Raw genomic sequence first — 19,391 nt, 5'->3', positions numbered from 1 at the left:
AAATAAACTTCATGCCATACACCGGATGCGAGCCAAGGCACACAGTGACAACGGCAAGAGACGAAGCGTTCGGATATATCCAACCCTTTCAAGGAATTCTCATGAAGTCGAAATTTGCCGCCATTGCCATCGCCACCAGCCTGCTGGGTCTCGCATCCATCGGCGCCCATGCCGCCGACGGCACCATCACCATCACCGGCACGGTCACCGATTCCACCTGCTCGATCAACGGCATCGCCTCCGGTGCCCAGGCCGACAAGGCCGTCGTGCTGCCGACCGTCTCTGCCGGTTCGCTCGCCACGAACGGCGCCACGGCCGGCACGTCCAGCCCGACCGACCTGAACTTCTCGCTGAGCGGCTGCACCGGCCCCGCGACCAAGGCCATCGCCTCCTTCGAAAACGGCACCAACGTCGACCAGACCACCGGCAACCTGAAGAACACGGCCTCGACCGGCCCGGCGACCAACGTGCAGGTCCGACTGCTGAATTCGTCGATGCAACCGATCAACCTCACGAACAACAGCAACAACACGCTGGCCTCCAACGCCGCGACGATCACAAGCGGAAACGCCCTGTTGAAGTATTTCGCCCAGTACTTCGCCACCGGCAAGGCCACCTCCGGCGCCGTGAACACCTCGGTGCAATACACGATGCAGTACCAGTAAGCCAAAGGGAGAGGCGTTCGCAAGGGCGGGCGCCTCCCTTCCTCAACGGATCTTTTATCGGAACAATTCAGAAGGTGATTGAAATGCGTTTGCTGACCTCAAGACTATCGATGGGATTTGCCCTTGCATGTGCGCTGCTGGCCGGCAACGCAGATGCAAGCGTGACGATCGCCGGCACGCGAGTCGTCTATCCCATGGACCAGCGCGAAGTGACGGTCAAGCTGAACAACGACAGCAAGGATCCCTCGCTGGTGCAGGTGTGGATGGACGATGGCGATTCGAACGCGAAGCCGGGCGACATCCGCGTGCCCTTCGTCATCACGCCACCGATCTTCCGGATGGATGCGCAGAAGTCGCAGACACTGCGCGTCATCTACAGCGGCTCGGCGCTGCCGGCGGACCGTGAATCGCTCTTCTGGCTCAACGTGCTGGACATTCCGCCGAAGGCGAAGGAAGCAGCGGACGCCAATTCGCTGAAGTTCGCGTTTCGCACGCGCATCAAGGTTTTCGTCAGGCCGCAGAAGCTCGCGGGCACGCCTGAAGATGCGCCCGGTCGCCTGAGCTGGAAGGTCGTGCCCGCCGAAGACGGCAAGGGCCAGGCGCTCAGCGTGTCGAACCCGACCCCTTATCACGTGTCCTTCAGCGAAGTGAACGTCGACAGCGGCGGCCAGACCTTCAAGAACGAGAACGGCGGCATGGTCGCGCCGCTTGCAACCGCCGTGTTGCCGGTTCCGCAGATGAATGGCGTGCAATCCGGCGCCAAGGTCCGGTTCACCGCGATCAGCGACTTCGGCGCGCCACTGCCCGGCGACGCCACCGTGGGCCAGTAGCCCGCACCGCCACGTCGGCGGCTCTTTTTCCGGTTCCCCTTTTTTCAAGCCGTGCATTGCCTTGGCAATGCACCGGGCAACGCACGTCCGTTGCCCACCCTTTCATCCACCAGGCATCATGAAACGCAATCCTCGTTCACTGTCGTCCGCATCCGCTCGTGCAAGCCACGCGTCGCTTCGCATGAAGCCCGTGGCTGCCGTGGTGCTGGCGCTGGTCGCGGTGATGGGGATGGCCGCCATGCCGGTCGCGCATGCAGCCGATGCCGATGACGTGGCCTTCGACACCACCTTCCTGCGCGCCGATCCGAAAGAGACCATCGACATGTCGCGCTTCGCCCGCGGCAACGTGGTCACGCCCGGCGTGTACCCGGCGGACATCTGGGTCAACGACACGCGCGTCTCGCGCGACAACGTGCGCTTCGTCGGCGGCGACCAGGGCGGCAGCGCGCGACCATGTTTCAGCCGCAAGGCACTGGAAGTCCTTGGCATCGACTTCGCTAAGCTGGGTGCGCAGGCCGACGCCGCCGGCGGCGATTGCCTGGACCTGTCCGCGATCGTGCCCGGCGCGCGCGCGGACTTCGATTTCACCGAGCAGAAGTTGTCCCTCAGCGTGCCGCAGAAATACATGCGCAATGCCGCGCGCGGCTACGTGTCGCCGGAACTCTGGCAGCAGGGCGTCACCGCCGGCTTCCTGAGCTACAACGCCAACACCTTCCGCACCAGCGGCGCGGGCATGAATTCCACGCAAAGCTACATCGGTCTCAATGCCGGGGTGAACGTGGGCGGCTGGCACTTTCGCAACCAGTCCTCGGTGACCTCGACGAGCGGGCAGGGCACGCGTTTCAACGAGATCGCCACCTACGTCCAGCACGACGTGGAAAAGCTCCAGTCGCAGGTCACGCTGGGCGATGCCTACACGACCGGCGACGTGTTCGACAGCGTGGCCTTCCGCGGCGCGCAGATCGCCACCGACGACCGCATGCTGCCCGAGTCGCAGCGTGGCTATGCCCCGGTGGTGCGCGGCACGGCGCAATCGAATGCGCGAGTCACGGTGCGCCAGAGCGGCCAGGTCATCTACGAGACCAACGTCGCGCCCGGTCCGTTCGAGATCACCGACCTGTATGCCACCGGCTACGGCGGCAACCTCGACGTGACCGTGACCGAAGCCAATGGCCGCACGTCCAGTTTCTCGGTGCCCTATGCCTCGGTCACCCAGTCGCTGCGGCCCGGCGCCATGCGCTTTTCCGCGACGGCCGGCCAGTTGCGCAACGACACGCTGCAAAACCGCCCGAAGTTCGCGCAGTTCACGGCACAACGCGGCCTGACGAACCTCTTCACGGTCTATGGCGGCGGCATCGCCGCGGACGGCTATACCGCCGCCAACACCGGCGTGGCGCTCAACACGAGCTACGGCGCCTTCTCCTCCGACGTGACGGCAGCTCGCACCGTGGTGCCCGGCCAGGACACCCAGCAGGGCGCCAGCCTGCGCCTGGGCTACAGCAAGTTCATCGCGCCCACCCACACCAATGTGACCGTGGCCGCCTACCGCTATTCGACCGCGGGCTACCTCGGCATGGCCGATGCCGCCTCGGTGCGCGACCTGGCCCTGCAAGGGCGCGACATCAACGCCGTCCAGCGTCAACGCGGCCGCCTGCAGCTCACGTTGAGCCAGGACTTCAAGGAATACGGCAGCCTGTATGTCAGCGCCTCGTCGCAGCAGTACTGGAACCGGGATGGCAGCGACACCTTCTTCCAGGTCGGCTACAACAACAGCTTCAAGTACGGCACCTACGGCATCTCGGCGGGCCGCACGCGAGACGCACGCGGCCAGATGCAGAACCAGATCATGGCCAGCGTGACGATTCCGCTCGGCCGCGGCCAGCATGCGCCCTTGCTGACGACCAATGCCTCGAAGATCGGTGGCGCATCCAGCACGCAGGCCAACCTGAGCGGCACGGCCGGCGACGAGAACCAGTATTCCTACAACGCCTATGGCACATACGCCAACGCAGGCGCTGGCACTGCCGCTTCGAACGCAGGCGTGAGCGGTGTCTACCGCGGCGAGCATGCACAGGTCACGGCGTCCGCCAGCGCGGGTTCGGGCTCGAACCAGGTCTCGGCCGGTGTCAGCGGATCGATCGTGGCGCATCCGGGCGGCGTGACCTTCTCGCAGACCGTCGGCGACACCTTCGGCGTGATCCACGCGCCGGGCGCGGCCGGCGCGAGCATTCCCTCAGTGCCCGGGGTGAAGGTCGATGGCCGTGGCTACGCAGTCGTCCCGTACCTGACGCCCTACGGCATGAACACGGTCGACATCGACCCGAAGGGCACGTCCAGCGACGTGGAATTCGAATCGACGTCGGAAACGGCCGTCCCGCGCCAGGGCTCGGTGGTGATGATGGACTACAAGACCGTCAGCGGCCGCGCGGCGCTGATCCGCGCACCGCAGGCCGACGGCAAGGCGTTGCCTTTCGGCGCCGACGTCGTGGATGGCGCCGGGCACACGGTGGGTGTGGTGGCGCAGGACAGCCAGATCTTCGCGCGCGGCATCGAGGACAAGGGCGCGGTGTTCGTGAAGTGGGGCGATGCGGCGGGCGAACAATGCCGCGTCGACTATGCGCTGCCGACGGCGTCAGCCAAGGCCGCCGCGGGCTATGCGTCGGTGCAGGCGCGCTGTGTTCCGGGCGCGTTCGGTGGACTGTCAGCCGATGCGAAGGCAGCGGATGCGAAGGGTTGAGCCGAAGGTCCGCCTGGCAGGCACTGAGGCAGCGTTGACCTCGTTCAGCGGCAGACTTCCAGCAGGCGGTCCAGACCGCCTTCGTTGATGGCTACCATCGCCTGCTCGCGCACCTTCGGCTTGGCGTGATAGGCCACCGAGAGGCCAGCTTCACCCATCATCGGCAGGTCGTTGGCACCGTCGCCGACCGCGATGGTCTCGGCCGGCGAGACGCCCAGCAGCGAGGCGACTTCGAGCAGCGTGCGCCGCTTCTCGGCGCCGTCGCAGATGTCGCCCCACGATTGCGTGACCACGCGGCCGGTGAGCTTGCCATCCGCTTCGTCGAGCAGGTTGGAGCGCGCGAAATCGATGCCCAGCCGCTCCTTCACGCGGTTGGCGAAGAAGGTGAAGCCGCCGGAGACCAGCAGCACCTTCATGCCGACCGCCTTGCAGGCCTTCACGAGTTCGGCGGCGCCGGGGTTGAGCTTCAGGCGCTCGTCATAGACCTGTTGCAGCGATGACACCGGCACCCCTTCGAGCAACGCCACGCGCCGGCGCAGGCTTTCCTTGAAGTCCTTGATCTCGCCACGCATCGTGGCCTCGGTGATCGCCGCGACTTCGGCCTTCTTGCCGACCGCATCGGCGATCTCGTCGATGCATTCGATGTTGATCAGCGTCGAATCCATGTCGAAGGCGATCAGCTTGTAGTCGGCCAGTTGCAGGGGAGGGGTGAGGCGCTGGAGGACCAGGCCGGGGGCGATGTTCAAGGTTGCAGTCATTCAGTCATACCAGTTCTCGACCCGCAATCCGGGCACGCGCGAAAACTCGCGAACGTTGCGGGTGACGACGGTCAGGTTGTGAGCCAGCGCGATGGCGGCAATCAGCAAGTCGTAGGGGCCGATCGGCGTGCCGGCCTTCTGCAGGTGCGCCTTTGCGTGCCCGGCCAATTGCGCACTGTTGGCGTCGAAGGGCAGGACTTGGAGGCGCGAAGTCAGGTCTCCCAGCAGCGCGCGCTGGACTGCGGCATTCGAAGACTTGGCAAAGCCGTATTCCAGCTCGAACAGGTTGATCGTGCACAGGTGCAGCGTCGAATCGGGTTGCGCCGCCATGCGTGCGCGAACGTTCCCAACCTCACGAAACAGATAGATGAGCGTGTTGGTGTCCAGCAGGTACATCACCAGGTCTCGCGCGGCGTATCGGGCGGGAGATCGCGGTGCATTTCCTCAGTGAGCGGAAAGTCCGCCCACAGCGCCTTGTGTTCGTCCACTTTCGCGAAGAACGCTTTCCAATCGCTGCGCCTCCTGACCGTCTCGCGCTCTGCCAGTTGGGCGAACCAGCGGCTCAACGGCAACTGGGCTTCAGCCGCGGCCTCGCGCGCAGCCTTTTCGGTTTCGTCGTCGAGATAGATCGTGACTTGGGACATGGCAGCCTCCTGCAATTACACCGGCAATTATAAGTGTGACCCACTTATATTGCCACTGCCTCTGCCTTCTTCGGCTGCCCCAGGCTGCGCAACACATCACGCACCAGTTGCGCCCGGTCTTTCGGCTCCTTCAGCTCGCGCTCGATGCGCAGCTTCTCGTTGCCGGCCAGCTTGATGTGCTTGTTCTTCTGGATCAACTGGATGATCGCGAGCGATTCCACCGGCGGGTCCTTCTTGAAGGTGATGTGGATCACGCCGGGCGCCGCGTCGACCTTGACCACGCCGTAGGGCCGCGCCAGCACTCGCAAGCGGTGCACGTCGATCAGCGTCTGTGCCTGCGGCGGAAGCTTGCCGAAGCGGTCGACGATCTCTTCCAGCAGGATGTCGATCTGATCCGGGGTCTTCGCGGTCGCGAGCTTCTTGTAGAAGGACAGGCGCAGGTGCACGTCGCCGCAATAGTCGTCGGGCAGCAGGGCGGGGGCGTGCAGGTTGATCTCGGTGGTCACGCTCAGCGGCGCAAGCAGATCGGGCTCCTGTCCGGCCTTCAGCGAGCGCACGGCTTCGCTCAGCATCTCGTTGTAGAGCTGGAAGCCGATCTCCATCATGTTGCCGCTCTGGTTCTCGCCGAGCACCTCGCCGGCGCCGCGGATCTCCAAGTCGTGCATCGCGAGGTAGAAGCCGGAGCCCAGTTCTTCCATCTGCTGGATGGCTTCCAGTCGCTGCGAGGCCTGCTTGGTCAGGCCCTCGATGTCCGGCACCATCAGGTAGGCATAGGCCTGGTGGTGGCTGCGGCCCACGCGTCCGCGCAGCTGGTGCAACTGCGCCAGGCCGAACTTGTCCGCGCGGCTCATCACGATGGTGTTGGCACTCGGCACGTCGATGCCGGTCTCGATGATGGTCGAGCACAGGAGGATGTTGAAGCGCTGCGCCACGAAGTCGCGCATCACGCGTTCCAGGTCACGCTCCGGCATCTGGCCGTGGGCCACGGCGATGCGGGCCTCGGGCAGGATTTCTTCCAGCTTCTGGCGACGGTTCTCGATGGTCTCGACTTCGTTGTGCAGGAAGTAGACCTGCCCGCCGCGCTTCAGTTCGCGCAGCACGGCCTCGCGGATCACGCCGTTGTTCTCGCTGCGCACGAAGGTCTTGATGGCCAGGCGGCGCTGCGGCGCGGTGGCGATCACGCTGAGATCGCGCAGGCCTTCCAGCGCCATGCCCAGCGTGCGCGGGATCGGCGTGGCGGTGAGCGTGAGCACGTCGACCTCGGCGCGCATCGCCTTCATCGCCTCCTTGTGGCGCACGCCGAAGCGATGTTCCTCGTCGATGATGAGCAGCCCGAGGTTCTTGAACTGCACGCTCTGCGACAACAGCTTGTGCGTGCCGACCACGATGTCGACCGTGCCGTCGCCCAGGCCCTTGGCCGCGGTCGTGATTTCCTTGGCCGAGCGAAAGCGGCTCATCTCGGCCACCTTCACCGGCCATTTGGCAAAGCGGTCGACCAGCGTCTGGTAATGCTGCTCGGCCAGCAATGTGGTCGGCGCGAGGAACGCGACCTGCTTGCCGCCAGTGACGGCGACGAAGGCTGCGCGCAGGGCGACTTCGGTCTTGCCGAAGCCGACGTCGCCGCAGACCAGGCGGTCCATCGGCTGCGGCGAGATCATGTCCTGGATCACCGCGTGGATGGCGGCCTTCTGGTCGGCCGTTTCCTCGAAACCGAAGTCGTTGGCGAAGACCTCGTAGTCGCCGGCCGAGAAGCGGAAGGCATGGCCTTGCCGGGCCGCGCGCCGGGCATAGATGTTGAGCAGTTCGGCGGCGGAGTCGCGCACCTGTTCGGCGGCCTTGCGCTTGGCCTTTTCCCACTGGCCCGAGCCCAACTTGTGCAGCGGCGCTTCGTCCGCACTGACGCCGGTGTAGCGGCTCACCAGATGCAACTGCGACACGGGAACGTAGAGCGTCGCCTTGTCCGCGTATTCGAGGTGCAGCATCTCCTGCAGCAAGGGCGAACCGTCCGGGTTCTTGCCCTGGCCGAGGTCCATGTTGATCAGGCCGCGGTAGCGCCCGATGCCATGCGCCGAATGCACCACCGGGTCGCCGATGTTGAGCTCGCTCAGGTCCTTGATCAGCGCCTCGACGTCGCTGACCTGTTCCTGCTTCTTGTTGCGGCGGCGCGTGGTGGGCGCGCTGGCGAACAGCTCGGTCTCGGTGACGAAGTCGATGCCGGCTTCAAGCCAGGCAAAGCCCGAGGCCAGCGCGGCGGTAGCGATGCCGATGCGCTCCTCGGTGTTGGCCTGGAACTCGGCCAGCGTGTCGAAGGCCGGCGGGTTGACGCCGCTCGCGCGCAGGAAGTCAAGCAGGCTCTCACGCCGGCCGGCGCTTTCCGCCAGCACCAGCATGCGCTGCTGCGTATTGCGCAGGTGCGACTGCAAGCGCTGCAAGGGCTCGTCGGCGCCGCGCACCACGGACAGCGGTGGCAGCACCTCGAACTCGGCGAAAGGCGTGGTCTCGCCCGGGCCGCTGCGCAACGCGAGCTGCGCGTGCGGCTTGGCCCGCGAATAGAACTGCTCGGCGCTCAGGAACAGCGCCTCGGGTGGCAGCGCGGGCCGTTCCGGGTCGCCTTGAACCAAGCGGTAGCGCTCGCGCGTGTCGGTCCAGAAATGCTGGAAGGCCGGCTCCATGTCGCCATGCAGCACCACGGTCGCCTCGGTGCCGAGGTAGTCGAACACCGTCGCCGTCTCTTCGAAGAACAGCGGCAAGTAGTACTCGATGCCGGCGGTGGCGACGCCGTTGCCCATGTCCTTGTAGATGCGGCTCTTGGTCGGGTCGCCTTCGAGCAGTTCGCGCCAGCGGCTGCGAAAGCGCGCGCGGGCATCGTCGTCCATCGGGAACTCGCGGCCCGGCAGCAGGCGCACTTCCGGCACGGGGTAGAGGCTGCGCTGCGTGTCGGGGTCGAAGGTGCGGATCGAGTCGATCTCGTCGTCGAACAGGTCGACGCGGAAGGGCTGGCTGGACCCCATCGGGAACAGGTCGATCAGCCCGCCGCGCACCGCGTATTCGCCGGGGCTCACCACCTGCGTCACATGGCTGTATCCGGCCAGCGTGAGTTGCGCCTTGAGCTTGGCTTCCTGCAGCTTCTGCTTGGTCTTGAAGTGGAAGGTGTAGCCGGCCAGGAAGGACGGCGGCGCGAGACGGTAGAGCGCCGTGGTCGCCGGCACCAGCACCAGGTCGGCCTCGCGCTGGCTGATGCGCCAGAGCGTGGCCAGCCGTTCGCTGATCAGGTCCTGGTGCGGCGAGAAACTGTCGTATGGCAGCGTTTCCCAGTCGGGGAACAGTGCGAGCCGCAGGCCGGGTGCGAAAAAGGCCAGTTCGTCGATGAGTCGCTGCGCGTCGTTGGCATCGGCAGTGAAGACCGCGACCGCGCGGCCGGCCGCCTTTTCGCGCTCGGCAAGGCGCGCCAGCAGCAGGGCATCGGCGGAAGAGGGCGGCCGCGGCAGCGTGAAGCGCTTGCCGGCGACGAGGGCGGGGAGATCCATGGCGTGTGTGCGGACAATGCAGAACACCCCGCGCCGACGGGCGAGGGGTGTGCAAGGCCGAATTCTAGAATGGCGCCCCTTTCGCCGCTGTCCCCATGTCTCATACCCCCGAGCGCCTGTTCGTCGTCATTCCCTGCGCGGGCACGGGCAGCCGTGCCGGTGGCGAGGGCCCCAAGCAATACCGGCCGATCGCCGGCCAGCCGATGGTGGCGCACACCGTGGCGGTGTTTCGCGCCTTGGGCGAGCGCCTGGCCGGGCTGATGCTCGTCGTCTCGCCGGGCGACGAAGCGGTGCGCGAGGCCTTGCCGGATTTCCCGCGGGCGACCGAGCGGCTGGTCCCGGCCGGCGGCGCCACGCGCGCGGCCACGGTGCTCGCCGGCCTGCGCGCCTGGCTCGCGAATGGCGCCGGCCTGCGCGATTGGGCGCTGGTCCACGATGCGGCACGCTGCCTGGTCACGCCCGCCCAGATCGAGGCGCTGATCGGCGCCTGCCAGGAAGACGCCGTCGGCGGCCTGCTCGCCCATCGCCTGGCCGACACGCTCAAGCAGGCGGGCACGGACGGCCGCGTGAGCGCCACGCTGGAACGCAGCGACAAATGGCTGGCGCAGACCCCGCAGATGTTCCGGATCGGCATGCTGATCGACGCGCTGGAGAGCGTGGGCGATGCCGTCACCGACGAGGCCAGCGCCGTCGAGGCGCTGGGGCTCGCGCCCCTGCTGGTGCCGGCCAGCGCGCAGAATTTCAAGCTCACGTACCCGGAAGACTTCGCGCTCGCCGAAGCCATCCTGAAAGGCCGATCCTCCCCATGACTTCCACAGGCTTTCCCTTCCGCATCGGCGAGGGCTGGGACGTGCACCAGCTCGTCGCCGGCCGCAAGCTGATCCTCGGCGGCGTCGAGATTCCGCACGTCACGGGCCTGCTGGGGCATTCCGACGCCGATGTGCTGCTGCATGCGATCACCGATGCGCTGCTCGGCGCGGCGGCACTGGGCGACATCGGACGCCATTTCCCCGACACCGATGCGCAATTCCGCGGGGCCGATTCGATCGTGCTGCTCACCGAAGCCGCGCGCCGCGTGCGCGCCGAGGGCTGGCAGATCGGCAATGTCGACAGCACCGTCATCGCGCAGGCGCCAAAACTGGCGCCGCACATCGGCGCGATGTGCGCGCGCATCGCACAGGCGCTCGCCATTGAGCCCGGCCAGGTCAACGTGAAGGCGAAGACGGCCGAGAAGCTCGGCCCCGTCGGCGAAGGCCGGGCGATGGAAGCGCGCGCCACCGTGCTCCTGCATCGCTAGCGCATCGGGCCTGAGCCTCGCAGAATGCGGTTGCGCACTTCTGCATAAACGGCGATCTGCTTCGAAAAGGAGACGGCATGCGCCCATGGACTCCAGGCTTCCTTGCCTTGTTTGCGCTGGTCTTCTGGATGCCTGCGCCCGCCGTTGCGGCTGGCTACGCGGCGCAATGCGGTGGCGAGGGCACCTTGCCGTCGGCGGCCGTGGGGACGATCACCGCGCCTGTCAATGTGGCGCCCGGCACCACGCTCGGCACCACGCAAGGCTCGTTCCTGGTCAAGTGTTACTGGCTGTCGGGGTCGGGTGACCTCACGAACAAGAATGAATTCCAGGCGAACGGGTCGCCCGTGTCGGGATACACGAACATCTATCCGACCAACATCGCGGGGCTCGGGGTGCGCTACACCGTCGATGCCCCTCAATGCGGGGCCAGCGGCCTGGTATTGAGCAGTGCGGGCAAGACGGCGGTGACTTGCAGCTACCCTGGCCTCGATACCAATCCGGTCAAGCGGTCGGTCAACGTCAAGGTCGAGTTTGTCGCCACGGGCAATAACTTGGGCACGGGCACGCTGACGACCATTCCTTCCATCCAGTACTGGGTTACGCCCTCCGACGGCACGACCGCCTGGGCGCAGCCCGACCCGTTCTCAGGCTCCGCATCCGGCACCGTCTCCAGCCTCACCTGCAGCATCAACACGCGCGACGTTTCCGTGGCACTCGAAAAGGCGGCGGCGCAAGACATGCCCTCGGTCGGGTCGACCGTCGGCGTCCAGTCATTCCAGCTGTCGCTGACTTGCCCCGCCGGCATCAAGGTGGCCATGACCCTGTCCGACAGCGTCACGCCTGCCAACCGGACCAGCACGGTGACGCTCGCTCCAGCCTCGACGGCCAAAGGCATTGGCATCCAGATCATCAACAAGGACGCCAATCCGATCCTCATGGGGCCGGATTCGCCGGCCGCCGGCAACATGAACCAGTGGGTGGTCGGCAGCTCGGTTCCGGGCACCTTCAATATCCCTCTTGCCGCGCGATACATCCGCACAGGAACGATTTCGGGCGGAACCGTGAAGGCCCTGGTCACCTACACCATGTCCTACCAGTAGGCGTCGGCCGGCTTGCCTCGTGGCGCCGCCAGGCGCACGTGCAGGTCGCCGCGCAACGGGGTCTACGGATTGACCAGCGGTTTGACTGCCGATGGCTGCTTCGGCGCCGGCGGCTTGACGGCTCCCGCCGCGCGCGGCATCCGGATGTGCGCTGCCAGCCCGCGTCCCGGCGTGCTGGTGAGCGCAAAAGTGCCGCCCATGCGGTCGATGTTCTTGGCCACGATCGACAGACCCAGTCCCGCACCCGCCGCCGAGGTCCGCGCCGCGTCGCCCCGGAAGAAGGGCTTGGTCAACTGCGACAGCAGGGCAGGCGCCACGCCCGCGCCGTGGTCGCGCACCTTGATCAGCACCGCGTCGTTGTGCGCTTGCGCCTGGATGTTGATGTCCGCCACGCCGGTGGCCGGCGACTTGCCGTAGCGCCGGGCGTTCTCCACCAGGTTGGAGATCACCCGCGTCAGCTCCACTTCGTCGGCCATCACCGCCAGGTCGGGTGCCACGTCGACCTTGATCTTCACATCCTCATGGTCCTGCACGGCGTAGGTGCAGGCATCGACCACGTCGCGCAGCATGACCGGCTTGAAGTCCACATGGTCCGGCCGGGCGTAGTCCAGGAACTTGTCGATGATGGAGTCAAGCTGCGCGATGTCCGCCGCCATGTGCGCCCGCGCGTCCTCATCCTCCACGCTCATCTCGGTTTCCAGCCGCAGCCGGGCCAGCGGCGTGCGCAGGTCGTGCGAGATGCCGGCCAGCATCACCGCGCGGTCCTGCTCGATCTTGGCCAGTTGGTCGGCCATGCGATTGAAGCCGATGTTCACCGCGCGGATCTCGTTGGTGCGGGCGCGCTCGTCGAGTCGGTGTGCCTCGTACTCGCCGTCGCGCACTTCGCGTGCCGCCCGCGACAACTGGCTCAGCGGCCGGTTGATGAAGCGCGTGATCAGGGCCGCGCCGGCCAGCGACAGCGCCATCGCCGTGATCAGCCAGACCAGCCAGGTGCGCCCGCCGACCCGGCTGAAGCGCGTCGGGTCGAGCAGCAGCCAGTAGTTGTCCGTCTCGATCGTGAAGCCGATCCAAAGCCCCGACTGGTTGTTGACCTGGCTGGCCACCACGGTGCCTTCGCCCAGGCGATCGATCAGTTCCTCGGTCACGCGCTCGTCCAGCGTGCCGCTGGTGTAGGGCTCGAAGCGATCGTTCGGCTCGCGCGGCAGGATGCGCACGCCTTCCTGGTCGGCGAGGGTCTTGATCAGCGACACGCGCGTGATCGCGTCCGAGTACACCAGCGCCGCCCGCGTCAGGTTGACCAGCGAGGCGATCTGATGCGCCGTCTGGATCGCGCGGGGCTCGTATTCCAGTTGCCGGAAGGTCTGCAGCCAGGCGACAGTGCTTCCCACCAGCAAGAGCGCCAGCAGGAAGAAGGTGCGCCAGAACAGGCTGAAACCGACTTTCAGCCTGGCGCCACGCGAAGTCGCTCCTACGTTTTCGAGCGGGCTCGGCAGCGTCAGCTGCGAGCTGTCTTCGGGCAGCGGGGCGGCTTGTGTCGGTCGGGGTCCATTGGAGATGTGCACGCTTCTCAGTTTGCCACCACGCTATCGCGTGACCCTGACAAAAGAATTCCAGGCGTCCATTGCCTGTTCGCGGGCACCCGCGGAACCGGCTTCGCCGGGCCGCTGGGTGCACCCCCTTGAAGGGCGCGCGCCGCGGGCGCTTGGGGGTGGGCCTTCATTTCAGGTCGTGCCGTCCGGCACGAAGACATAGCCGACGCCCCAGACCGTCTGGATATAGCGCGGCGCCGCGGCGTCGGATTCCACCAACTTGCGCAAGCGCGAGATCTGAACGTCCAGGCTGCGGTCGAAAGGCTCGAATTCGCGGCCGCGCGCCAGTTGGGCCAGCTTTTCGCGCGACAGCGGCTGGCGCGGATGGCGTACCAGCGCCTTGAGCATGGCGAACTCGCCGGTGGTCAGCGACAACTCCTCGCCGTCCTTGCGCAGCGTGCGCGAACCCAGGTCGAAGCTGAACGGGCCGAAATTCACCGTCTCGTTGTCGGTGGAAGGCGCGCCCGGCGCTTCAAGCGGCGGCCGGCGACGCAGCACGGCATGCACGCGCGCCAGCAACTCGCGCGGATTGAAGGGTTTACCCAGGTAGTCGTCGGCGCCGACTTCCAGGCCGACGATCCGGTCCACATCCTCGCCCTTGGCGGTCAGCATGATGATCGGCGTGCGGTCGTTGGCTGCGCGCAGCCGGCGGCAGACCGAGAGTCCGTCTTCGCCGGGCATCATCAGGTCCAGCACGATCAGGTCCACGGTGTCGCGCAACAGGATCCGATTCAGCGCCTTGCCGTCTTCCGCGACGATCACCTCGAAACCTTCCTGGGTCAGGTACCGGCGCAACAGATCACGGATGCGGGCGTCGTCGTCGACGATGACGATCTTGTCGGTGCGAGCAGGAACTTGAGTCATTTCAGCAACGGTGAATTTGTAACAGCGCTGATTCTGTATGCGTTGCAACCCCATTGACGCGCTTTTAGCATCTGTCTGACACTAAGTTACAAAACTTGCGGACGCACGCCTTACCCCTCCCAGCCCACCCATTGACGGTGGCAGAGTGGGTCTGTCACGACTCTTGGCACCCCATGCAGCCCGTCTTCAAAACAATCTCCCTGGTACTCGCTACGGCCTGTGCGCCGGTCCATGCGACACATGAAGTCGTTGCCGGCCAAGGGGTCCACCGCAGCGAATTGAGGGTTGCAGTCCAGTCGCACCTCGCCGCCCAGGTGGCCCAGGTTCAGCGCGAAGACGCGATGGCGGGGCGCCACCTCAATCCTGCCGAGCGCCTCGAATTGCGACAACAGCTGCGACGGCAGTGGGCCGAATCCGCCAGTGCGCCCCCATCCCCCGCGGCCGAATCGCAATCGAGCGAGCGGATCGCGCCCGCGACTTCGGCGACACCGATCGCCGATGCCCAGCCCGCGCGCACGCCTTCGGGTACGGTGCGAAACCAGCGGCCCTGACCGGCGCTCGCGCCTTCCAACCGAAAGCCCCCTGACTTGAACCCCATCAGACAGATTGCGGCGTATGCCTTGCTGGCATGCGCTAGCGCAACCTCCGCCCAGACGCTGCCGCCGCCCCAGAATGTCCTGCAGTTGTCCGCCAGCGGCACCGTCGAAGTGCAGCAGGACCTGCTGAACATGACGCTGTCTACCACGCGCGACGGCCCGGACGCCGCCACCATCCAGGGCCAGATCAAGACCGCGCTCGAGAGCGGGTTGGCGGAAGCCCGCAGGAACGCGGAGCCCGGGCAGCTCGAAGTCCGCATCGGCAATATCAGCCTCGCGCCTCGCTACACCCGCGACGGCAAGATCAGCGGCTGGGCCGGCTATGCCGAAATGGTGATGGAAGGCCGCGACTTTCAGCGCATCGCCCAGGTTGCAGGCCGCATCACGACACTCACGGTGGGCAATGTCGGATTCGGGCTGAGTCGTGAACAGCGCGCCAAGATCGAGGGCGAAGCCCAGACCCTGGCCATCAATGCGTTCAAGCTGAAGGCCGACGAACTCGCCAGGGGTTTCGGCTTCGCCGGCTACACCCTGCGCGAGGTGTCGGTCAACGCGAGCAGCGGCGACCCGATCCGCCCCCGCATGATGGCCGCTCAGGCCAAGTCGATGGCGTCAGATTCGGCCATACCGATCGAGGCCGGCAAGACCAACGTGGTGGTCAACGTGTCCGGCTCCGTCCAGTTGAAGTAGCCGGCGCCCTGTATCCAGAGGCGTGGGGCTACTGCGCCGTCCAGCCTCCGTCCATCTGCCAGGCCACGCCGCGCACCTGGTCGGCCGCCGGCGAGCACAGGAACACCGCGAGCCCGCCGAGTTGATCCACCGTCGTGAACTGCAGCGATGGCTGCTTTTCACCGAGCAGTTCGTTCTGCGCCTGGCTCACCGGAATGCCTTCACGGGCGGCGCGGTCGTCGATCTGCTTCTGCACCAGCGGCGTCAGCACCCAGCCCGGGCAGATCGCATTGCAGGTCACGCCCGTCTTCGCCGTTTCCAGCGCCACCGACTTCGTGAACCCGACGATGCCGTGCTTGGAAGCCACGTAGGCCGACTTCTGCGCCGAAGCCACCAGGCCATGCGCGGAAGCGATGTTCACGATGCGCCCCCAGTTGGCCTGGCGCATGGCCGGAACCGCCAGGCGCGTGGTGTGGAAGGCGCTGGTCAGGTTGATGGCGATGATGGCGTCCCAGCGCTCGGCCGGAAAGTCCTCGACGTTGGCAACGTACTGGATGCCGGCGTTGTTCACCAGGATGTCGACGCGGCCGAACTTCGACGCGGCGAACTTCATCATGTCCTCGATCTGGTCCGGCTTGCTCATGTCGGCGCCGTGGTACTCGACCTGCACGCCCAGCGCGGCCACCTGCGCTTTCGGCCCCTCGGCATCGCCGAAGCCGTTGAGCACGATGTTCGCGCCCTGTTGCGCGAGTGCTTTCGCGATACCCAGTCCGATACCACTGGTGGACCCCGTCACGAGGGCGGTCTTGCCTTTGAGCATGTTCACAATCTCCGGATGAATTAGGATGCATCGACAAGATTACCAGCAGCCGAAGCAGCTTCTTTTCATGACCGAACCCACCCTCCATTTCACGCCCTGCAACGATGCCGCAGGCGGTCACCGCATGGCCTGGTGGCAATGGGGAAATCCCGCCAGTCCGCACCTCGTGATGTGCGTGCATGGCCTGACGCGCCAAGGCCGCGATTTCGACGAACTCGTCAAGGCGCTGTTGTTGCGCGCGGATGGCAACGTGCGCGTGGTTTGCCCCGACGTGGTCGGCCGCGGCGCGAGCGACTGGCTGCGCGACCCCAACGAATACCAGCTTCCAACCTACGCGGGCGACATGCTCGCATTGCTCGCTCAACTGCAGAGCGAACACCCCATCGCCACCTTCGACTACGTCGGCACCAGCATGGGCGGCCTGATCGGCATGGTGCTCGCGGGCAATCGCGAACTGCCCTTGCCGGCGCCGATCCGACGCCTGGTGCTGAACGACGTCGGTCCGGTCATCAACCCGGAGGCGATCCAGCGCATCAGCGCCTACGTCGGGCAGAGCGGTCGCTTCGCATCGGTGGCCGACGCGGCTGCGGCCATGTGGTCGATCTCGACGACCTTCGGCCCGCACACGCCCGCTCAATGGATGGAACTGTCGCGCCACATGGTGGTGCCGGCCTCGCAGCGCAGCGCCGACGGTCGCGCCAAGGTCGCGCCGGAAGCTGGCGTCGAGGATCACGCCTTCCTGCTCCACTACGACCCCGCCATCGGCACGCCGCTGCGCGCGCTCACGCCCGAAGGCATCGCGCAATCCGAGGCCATCATGTGGTCGCTCTTTGATGGCATCACGGCGCAGACCCTGCTGCTGCGAGGCGCGGTGTCCGACCTGGTGTCCCCCGCCACGGCGCAAGCCATGACGCAACGCGGCCCGCGCGCGAAGCTCGTCGAGTTCGAGGGCATCGGTCATGCGCCGACGCTGGTGGCGCCGGACCAGCACGACGCCGTCATTTCGTTCCTGCTGTCCCCGTGAAGCGCGAACTCGGCAGTCCCTTGTCCGCCAAGCCATCGGAATCGATGGTCGTCGACTACCCCTTGTCTGCCGCCACGGCCGAAAAGACGCCCGGCCAGGAAAACATGCTGGCGCGGGCCCGCGCGTTCGCCGAGCCGCTGATCGCGGACGAGACGCTCGACACCGGCGAGAACACGATGGCCCATGCGGACGCCGTCGCAGCCATCGTCGCCGCGATGGGCGGCTCCGAGGCGATGCAGGCGGCCAGCTACCTCGTCTATTCCTGCCAGCACCTGAACCGTCCGCTCGAAGTGATCGCCAAGGTCTTCGGCGACAACTTCGCGGCGCTGGCGGTCGAGACGACCAAGCTGGTCAACGTCCAGAAGCAGACCCGCTCGGCCGCGGTTGGCTCCCGTGCCGACGGCGCACCCAACCAGACGGAGAGCGTGCGCAAGATGCTGCTCGCCTTCTCGCGCGACCTGCGCGTGGTGATGCTGCGCCTGGCCTCGCGCCTGCAGACGCTGCGCTATGCGGCGGCCAGCAAGCGTCCGGTGGCGGAGAGCGTGGCGCGAGAGTCGCTGCAGGTGTTCGCGCCGCTGGCCAACCGGCTGGGCATCTGGCAGGTGAAGTGGGAGATCGAGGATCTCTCGTTCCGCTTCCTGGAGCCTGAAACCTACAAGCTGATCGCGCGCCTGCTCGATGAAAAGCGCCGCGAGCGCGAGGGCTACGTCGAGCAACTGCGCCTGCGCCTAGAGAAGGACTTGCAGGGCGAAGGCGTCTCGGCCAAGGTGCAGGGCCGCCCGAAGAACATCTACAGCATCGTCAAGAAGATGCGCGGCAAGTCGCTCGACTTCGCGCAGGTGTTCGACATCCTCGCCCTGCGCGTGGTGGTGAAGGACGTGAAGGACTGCTATGCCGCGCTGGCCTGGGTGCATTCGCATTTTCAGCCGATCGAGGCGGAGTTCGACGACTACATCGCACGCCCGAAGGCCAACGGCTACCAGTCGCTGCACACGGTGGTGCGCGATGTGATCGACGGTGTCGCCGGCAAGCCCATCGAGATCCAGATCCGCACGGAAGAGATGCACGACCATGCCGAGCATGGCGTGGCCGCGCACTGGGCCTACAAGGAGGCCGGCCCCAAGGGCTACAGCGGCGTGTGGGCCGGCGGCGAATACGACGCCAAGATCGCCGTGCTGCGCCAGCTGCTGGCCTGGGAGCGCGACCTGTCGGGCGGCCAGCAGGGCCAGGGCCTGTTCGACGACCGCATCTATGTGCTGACGCCGGACGCCGCCATCGTCGAGCTGCCGCAGGGCGCGACAGCGGTCGATTTTGCGTACACGGTGCACACCAGCCTCGGCCATCGCTGCCGCGGCGCGCGCATCGATGGCGCGATGGTGCCGCTCAACACACCGCTGCAGAACGGCCAGACGGTCGAGATCATCGCGGCCAAGGAGGGCGGCCCGTCGCGCGACTGGCTCAATGCCGAACTGGGCTACCTGGCCAGCCATCGGGCACGCGCCAAGGTTCGCGCCTGGTTCAATGCCCAGGTCACGCACGAGACGGTGGCGCGCGGGCGCGAGGCGGTCGAAAAGCTGCTGCAGCGCGAGGGCAAGACCGCGCTCAACCTGGAGGACATGGCGTCCCGTCTCGGCTTCAAGTCGGCGGACGATCTGTTCGAAGTGGTCGGCAAGGATGAGTTCTCGCTGCGCACCATCGAGGCCTTCTTGCGCCCCGCCGAACCGCCGCCGAGCCCGGACGACGGCGTGCTCATCCGCAAGCCGCGCGGCACGGACAAGGCCGTGCAGGACCGGGTGCTGGTGGTCGGCGTGTCGTCGCTGATGACCCAGCTCGCCAAATGCTGCCGTCCGGCGCCGCCTGATCGCATCAGCGGATTCGTCACGCGCGGCCACGGGGTCAGCGTCCACCGCTCGGATTGCAGCACGTTCCGGCAGATGAGTTCCAACAACCCCGAGCGCGTGATCGAAGTCCAGTGGGGCGCGAGCAAGGGCGAGGAGGGCGCGGTCTATCCCGTGGACGTGGCCGTGGAGGCGTCGGACCGCCAGGGGTTGCTGCGCGACATCTCGGAGGTCTTTGCACGCGAGAAGATGAATGTCATCGGCGTGCAGACCCAGTCGATCAAGGGCACCGCGTGGATGACCTTCACGGTCGAGATTCCCGATGCGGCGCGCCTGATCCAGGTGCTCGCCATCGTCGGCACGGTCGACGGCGTGCGTCATGCACGTCGGCGTTGATGATGATTTTTGTCGAAATGCCAAAAACCGTGCTATA

Annotated in this window: 17 protein-coding genes; 10 read left to right on the top strand and 7 right to left on the bottom strand. The window is 66.3% G+C overall.

Translation table 11 applies throughout. The features are described 5' to 3' along the window. Positions 1–101: 101 nt before the first annotated feature. The 3 genes from WKW79_RS17825 to WKW79_RS17815 all read left to right on the top strand — a co-directional run bounded on the left by WKW79_RS17825 (position 102) and on the right by WKW79_RS17815 (position 4,232). Entirely contained in the window at positions 102–665 is a 564-nt protein-coding gene (locus WKW79_RS17825) for a fimbrial protein (RefSeq protein ID WP_340336514.1), read from the top strand. 110 nt (positions 666–775) lie between these two features. Beyond that, positions 776–1,495, top strand: coding sequence for a fimbrial biogenesis chaperone (locus tag WKW79_RS17820; RefSeq protein WP_340336513.1), 720 nt, complete (start codon positions 776–778; stop codon positions 1,493–1,495). A gap of 181 nt (positions 1,496–1,676) precedes the next feature. Further along, the gene (locus WKW79_RS17815; protein ID WP_340336512.1) at positions 1,677–4,232 is read left to right on the top strand and encodes a fimbria/pilus outer membrane usher protein; all 2,556 of its coding nucleotides are present in this window, start codon (positions 1,677–1,679) and stop codon (positions 4,230–4,232) included. Positions 4,233–4,276: 44 nt separating this feature from the next. On the opposite strand, the gene serB is transcribed toward WKW79_RS17815, so the two are convergent. The 4 genes from serB to mfd are packed head-to-tail and all read right to left on the bottom strand — an operon-like array spanning position 4,277 to position 9,161. Continuing rightward, positions 4,277–4,990: a phosphoserine phosphatase SerB gene (serB, locus tag WKW79_RS17810; RefSeq protein ID WP_340336511.1), complete on the bottom strand. Its 714-nt coding sequence runs from the start codon at positions 4,988–4,990 to the stop codon at positions 4,277–4,279. Continuing rightward, positions 4,991–5,386: a type II toxin-antitoxin system VapC family toxin gene (locus tag WKW79_RS17805; RefSeq protein WP_340336510.1), complete on the bottom strand. Its 396-nt coding sequence runs from the start codon at positions 5,384–5,386 to the stop codon at positions 4,991–4,993. Next, on the bottom strand, positions 5,386–5,634 hold the full coding sequence (locus WKW79_RS17800; RefSeq protein WP_340336509.1) for a hypothetical protein: 249 nt from the start codon (positions 5,632–5,634) through the stop codon (positions 5,386–5,388). The genes WKW79_RS17805 and WKW79_RS17800 overlap by 1 nt, the downstream gene beginning before the upstream one ends. Positions 5,635–5,678: 44 nt before the next feature. Then, complete coding sequence (gene mfd, locus WKW79_RS17795; RefSeq protein WP_340336508.1) at positions 5,679–9,161, bottom strand: transcription-repair coupling factor; 3,483 nt, start codon at positions 9,159–9,161, stop codon at positions 5,679–5,681. Positions 9,162–9,256: 95 nt separating this feature from the next. On the opposite strand from mfd, the gene ispD reads away from it, so the two are divergent. The 3 genes from ispD to WKW79_RS17780 all read left to right on the top strand — a co-directional run bounded on the left by ispD (position 9,257) and on the right by WKW79_RS17780 (position 11,558). Next, positions 9,257–9,970, top strand: a complete 714-nt coding sequence (ispD, locus tag WKW79_RS17790; RefSeq protein WP_340336507.1) for a 2-C-methyl-D-erythritol 4-phosphate cytidylyltransferase — start codon at positions 9,257–9,259, stop codon at positions 9,968–9,970. Then, positions 9,967–10,458, top strand: a complete 492-nt coding sequence (ispF, locus tag WKW79_RS17785) for a 2-C-methyl-D-erythritol 2,4-cyclodiphosphate synthase (protein ID WP_340336506.1) — start codon at positions 9,967–9,969, stop codon at positions 10,456–10,458. Before ispD ends, ispF begins: the two co-directional genes overlap by 4 nt. A gap of 77 nt (positions 10,459–10,535) precedes the next feature. Continuing rightward, complete coding sequence (locus tag WKW79_RS17780; RefSeq protein WP_340336505.1) at positions 10,536–11,558, top strand: fimbrial protein; 1,023 nt, start codon at positions 10,536–10,538, stop codon at positions 11,556–11,558. A gap of 62 nt (positions 11,559–11,620) precedes the next feature. On the opposite strand, the gene WKW79_RS17775 is transcribed toward WKW79_RS17780, so the two are convergent. Together WKW79_RS17775 and ompR are read right to left on the bottom strand one after the other, a co-directional pair. Continuing rightward, the gene (locus WKW79_RS17775; protein ID WP_422823919.1) at positions 11,621–13,051 is read right to left on the bottom strand and encodes a sensor histidine kinase; all 1,431 of its coding nucleotides are present in this window, start codon (positions 13,049–13,051) and stop codon (positions 11,621–11,623) included. 228 nt (positions 13,052–13,279) lie between these two features. Continuing rightward, positions 13,280–14,011, bottom strand: a complete 732-nt coding sequence (ompR, locus tag WKW79_RS17770; RefSeq protein ID WP_213954263.1) for an osmolarity response regulator transcription factor OmpR — start codon at positions 14,009–14,011, stop codon at positions 13,280–13,282. Between the two features lie 173 nt (positions 14,012–14,184). Here ompR and WKW79_RS17765 point away from each other — a divergent pair, with 173 nt between their 5' ends. Together WKW79_RS17765 and WKW79_RS17760 are read left to right on the top strand one after the other, a co-directional pair. After that, positions 14,185–14,562 carry a hypothetical protein gene (locus WKW79_RS17765; protein ID WP_340336504.1) on the top strand — a complete coding sequence of 126 codons (378 nt, stop codon included), beginning with the start codon at positions 14,185–14,187 and terminating at the stop codon, positions 14,560–14,562. A gap of 36 nt (positions 14,563–14,598) precedes the next feature. After that, entirely contained in the window at positions 14,599–15,297 is a 699-nt protein-coding gene (locus tag WKW79_RS17760) for an SIMPL domain-containing protein (protein ID WP_340336503.1), read from the top strand. Positions 15,298–15,325: 28 nt separating this feature from the next. On the opposite strand, the gene WKW79_RS17755 is transcribed toward WKW79_RS17760, so the two are convergent. Beyond that, entirely contained in the window at positions 15,326–16,096 is a 771-nt protein-coding gene (locus tag WKW79_RS17755) for a 3-hydroxybutyrate dehydrogenase (RefSeq protein WP_340336502.1), read from the bottom strand. 67 nt (positions 16,097–16,163) lie between these two features. On the opposite strand from WKW79_RS17755, the gene WKW79_RS17750 reads away from it, so the two are divergent. Both WKW79_RS17750 and WKW79_RS17745 read left to right on the top strand, forming a co-directional pair. Then, positions 16,164–17,120 (top strand): alpha/beta fold hydrolase, encoded by a 957-nt coding sequence (locus tag WKW79_RS17750; RefSeq protein ID WP_340336501.1) that lies wholly within the window; start codon positions 16,164–16,166, stop codon positions 17,118–17,120. A 44-nt stretch (positions 17,121–17,164) separates the two neighbouring features. Continuing rightward, a complete protein-coding gene (locus tag WKW79_RS17745) occupies positions 17,165–19,354 on the top strand; it encodes a RelA/SpoT family protein (protein ID WP_340336733.1) in 2,190 nt (729 codons plus the stop codon). Positions 19,355–19,391 lie beyond the last annotated feature (37 nt).

The organism is Variovorax robiniae (genome assembly GCF_037889955.1).
Taxonomy (GTDB): Bacteria; Pseudomonadota; Gammaproteobacteria; order Burkholderiales; family Burkholderiaceae_C; genus Variovorax; species Variovorax robiniae.
Note: the sequence above shows the minus strand (reverse complement) of the source record. Positions and strands in the feature narration are given on the sequence as shown.

Bases quoted from the DNA above. Each gene is read 5' to 3' on its own strand.
- WKW79_RS17825 (WP_340336514.1), top strand. From the start codon at position 102: ATGAAGTCGAAATTTGCCGCCATTGCCATCGCCACCAGCCTGCTGGGT.
- WKW79_RS17820 (WP_340336513.1), top strand. From the start codon at position 776: ATGGGATTTGCCCTTGCATGTGCGCTGCTGGCCGGCAACGCAGATGCA.
- WKW79_RS17815 (WP_340336512.1), top strand. From the start codon at position 1,677: ATGAAGCCCGTGGCTGCCGTGGTGCTGGCGCTGGTCGCGGTGATGGGG.
- serB (WP_340336511.1), bottom strand. From the start codon at position 4,990: ATGACTGCAACCTTGAACATCGCCCCCGGCCTGGTCCTCCAGCGCCTC.
- WKW79_RS17805 (WP_340336510.1), bottom strand. From the start codon at position 5,386: ATGTACCTGCTGGACACCAACACGCTCATCTATCTGTTTCGTGAGGTT.
- WKW79_RS17800 (WP_340336509.1), bottom strand. From the start codon at position 5,634: ATGTCCCAAGTCACGATCTATCTCGACGACGAAACCGAAAAGGCTGCG.
- mfd (WP_340336508.1), bottom strand. From the start codon at position 9,161: ATGGATCTCCCCGCCCTCGTCGCCGGCAAGCGCTTCACGCTGCCGCGG.
- ispD (WP_340336507.1), top strand. From the start codon at position 9,257: ATGTCTCATACCCCCGAGCGCCTGTTCGTCGTCATTCCCTGCGCGGGC.
- ispF (WP_340336506.1), top strand. From the start codon at position 9,967: ATGACTTCCACAGGCTTTCCCTTCCGCATCGGCGAGGGCTGGGACGTG.
- WKW79_RS17780 (WP_340336505.1), top strand. From the start codon at position 10,536: ATGCGCCCATGGACTCCAGGCTTCCTTGCCTTGTTTGCGCTGGTCTTC.
- ompR (WP_213954263.1), bottom strand. From the start codon at position 14,011: ATGACTCAAGTTCCTGCTCGCACCGACAAGATCGTCATCGTCGACGAC.
- WKW79_RS17765 (WP_340336504.1), top strand. From the start codon at position 14,185: ATGCAGCCCGTCTTCAAAACAATCTCCCTGGTACTCGCTACGGCCTGT.
- WKW79_RS17755 (WP_340336502.1), bottom strand. From the start codon at position 16,096: ATGCTCAAAGGCAAGACCGCCCTCGTGACGGGGTCCACCAGTGGTATC.
- WKW79_RS17750 (WP_340336501.1), top strand. From the start codon at position 16,164: ATGACCGAACCCACCCTCCATTTCACGCCCTGCAACGATGCCGCAGGC.
- WKW79_RS17745 (WP_340336733.1), top strand. From the start codon at position 17,165: ATGGTCGTCGACTACCCCTTGTCTGCCGCCACGGCCGAAAAGACGCCC.